Here is a 2,692-nt window from a genome sequence, read left to right as displayed (position 1 = left end):
TGTTATCAATGCGGGAAATGTTCGGCAGGCTGTCCGGTGGCTTTCGCCATGGACTATCCGCCCCGGCAGATCATCCGGCTCTTGCAGCTGGACCTGGTTGAGGAGGCCTTACAGGCTGACAGCATATGGATCTGTGCTTCATGCGAGACCTGTTCAGCCCGATGCCCCCGCAATGTGGATATCGCTTCCTTAATGGACGCCTTGCGGCGACAGGCCCTGCTGAAAGGAAAAGTTACCGACAAAAAAGTGGCGGCGTTCAATGAAGGATTCCTGGGAGGGGTCAAGCATTTCGGGCGCTCCTTTGAGGCCGGGATCCTTCTTTATCATAACCTAAAGACCGGACAGCTGTTTAAAGACATGGAACTGGGACTGCCCATGATGAAGCGCGGCAAAATAGAGATTATGCCCCATAAAATCAAAGGCAGCCAGGAAATAAAAGCCATCTTTGACCGGGTCGAAAAAATGGGGGGTGAATAGCATGGAAATCGGTTATTACCCCGGTTGCTCCGGCGCCGGCAGCGGGGTTGAATACAAGCTTTCAACCCTAAAAACCGCGGAAATGTTCGGCATCAAACTCCAGGAACTAAAAGATTGGAACTGCTGCGGGGCCACCTCGGCTCATAATACCAACAAACTCCTGTCCCTGGCCTTGCCGGCCCGCAACCTGGCCATTATGGAGCAGATGAAACTGGACACCTTACTGGCCCCCTGCGCGGCCTGCTACAACCGCCACCGGGCGGTGGAGATCGAGGCCCGGGAGGATGAGGCCACCCGGCAAAACATTCAAGCCGCCATCGGCATGGACTTTTCAGCCCGGAGCACTACCGTTTCCGTTTTGGAATGGCTGGTGCGGGATGTGGGCCTGGAGGTATTAAAAACCAAAGTAAGCCAGCCCTTAAAAGGCATGAAAGCGGCCTGCTATTATGGCTGCCTTTTGGTTAGGCCCGTGGCCCATACCGGATTCGACGATGCCGAGGATCCCCAGACCATGGATCAGATCATGACCGCCCTGGGCGCCGCGGTGGTGGATTGGCCCTATAAAACCGAATGCTGCGGAGCGGCCCTGGCCACCTCCCGGCCGGACATCGGCAGCCGGATGATATACGAAGTGATACAGAATGCCAAAGAGGCCGGAGCAGAGTGCATCATCACCGCCTGCCCCTTGTGCATGCTCAACCTGGACATGCGCCAGGCCAAAGTGGAAAAGACCATGGGGGCGAAATTCGACATGCCCGTCTACTATATCACCGAAATGGTGGCCTTAGCCGGCGGGTACAGCCCGGAGGAGATCGGCGTACCCCGCCATTTCGTGGAAGCCATGGGCTACTTAAACAGCCTGCCTGAAAAGGCCGCGGCCCTGGCCGCCCAAGAAGAAGCCCAAAAGCCCAAGAAAGCGGTGAAAAAAGCGGAAAGCGGAAACGCAGCCAAGACGGAAAGCGCCGCCCCGGCAGCCGCTGATGAAATTGACGAAAAAGCTCTGCAGAAGAAAATCGAGGCCATCTTCAAAGGCATACAAAAAAATCCTGAGAAAATAGCGGCCCGGATGATCGAAGACCCGGAGCGGGCCCAGGTACTGGCGGAATTGATGGCAGATGACAAAAAGAGCCTTAAAATAGCGGAACTACTGGTTACTGATAAAGACAAAGCCGCCAAAGTGGCAGAAGCCTTTGTCACCGGCGAGCTCAAGAAACGGGAGAAATGATACCTCATTTCTACAAGGAGGGTTAGTGATGAAAAAGCGAGTGGGCGTATTTGTATGCCAGTGCGGCACCAACATCGAAGCCAGCGTGGATACCGAAAAAGTTGCCGAATACGCCGGGAACCTGCCCGGAGTGGTATATTCCACCACCTATAAGTATATGTGCTCCGATCCGGGTCAGGAAATGATCAGGAACGCGGTCAAAGAACAGCAACTGGAACAAGTGGTAGTGGCCTCCTGTTCGCCGCGCATGCATGAAAACACCTTCCGGCGCGCGGTTGAGGCCGGGGGCTTAAATGGCTACATGTTTGAAATGGTCAATATCCGCGAACAGGACTCCTGGGTGCACCATGACCGCGGGGAAGCCACCCGCAAAGCCATGGACCTGGTGCGCATGGGGATCATGAAAGTCTTAAAAAACAAACCCCTCAATATCTCCACCATCCCCATCACCAAAAAAGCCCTGGTCATCGGGGGAGGCATCGCCGGCATGCAGACCGCCCTGGATATAGCCGAGGCCGGCCACCCGGTGATACTGGTGGAAAAAGAGGCTTCCATCGGGGGGAAAATGACCCAGATCGATAAAACCTTCCCCACCATGGACTGCGCCGCCTGAATAGGCACCCCCAAGATGGTTGCTGTGGCGCAGCATCCTAACATCGAACTGATGACCTATAGCGAAGTAGTTAAAGTAACCGGATATATCGGCAACTTCACCGCAACCATAAAAAAGAAAGCCAAATATGTGGACTGGAATCTTTGCACCGGCTGCGGCACCTGCTGGGAAAAATGCCCCAGCAAAAAAATCAAAGATGAATTCGAAATAGATATGGCCAACCGCACCGCCATCCACAAACTATTTCCCCAGGCGGTGCCGGGCAAGCCCAGGATCGACGCGGCCCACTGCACCAAACTGACCTCGGGCAAATGCGGCGTATGCGAGAAGCTGTGCCCCACCCAGGCCATCCGTTTTGACGATAAAGATGAACTGGT

At 54.8% G+C, this 2,692-nt stretch carries 4 protein-coding genes; all 4 read left to right on the top strand.

From position 1 onward, the window contains the following. The coding region (locus tag B2633_RS03210) for a 4Fe-4S dicluster domain-containing protein (protein WP_483169100.1) at positions 1-477 on the top strand (477 nt) is incomplete at its 5' end. A gap of 1 nt (position 478) precedes the next feature. Next, on the top strand, positions 479-1,702 hold the full coding sequence (locus tag B2633_RS03205) for a CoB--CoM heterodisulfide reductase iron-sulfur subunit B family protein (RefSeq protein ID WP_483169099.1): 1,224 nt from the start codon (positions 479-481) through the stop codon (positions 1,700-1,702). A 28-nt stretch (positions 1,703-1,730) separates the two neighbouring features. Further along, on the top strand, positions 1,731-2,315 hold the full coding sequence (locus tag B2633_RS03200) for an FAD-dependent oxidoreductase (RefSeq protein ID WP_483169097.1): 585 nt from the start codon (positions 1,731-1,733) through the stop codon (positions 2,313-2,315). 24 nt (positions 2,316-2,339) lie between these two features. After that, on the top strand, positions 2,340-2,692 hold a 353-nt coding region (locus tag B2633_RS03195), incomplete at its 3' end, for a 4Fe-4S binding protein (RefSeq protein ID WP_483169096.1).

The organism is Syntrophomonas sp. UBA1041, assembly GCF_002316705.1.
Taxonomy (GTDB): domain Bacteria; phylum Bacillota; class Syntrophomonadia; order Syntrophomonadales; family Syntrophomonadaceae; genus DTU019.
Note: the sequence above shows the minus strand (reverse complement) of the source record. Positions and strands in the feature narration are given on the sequence as shown.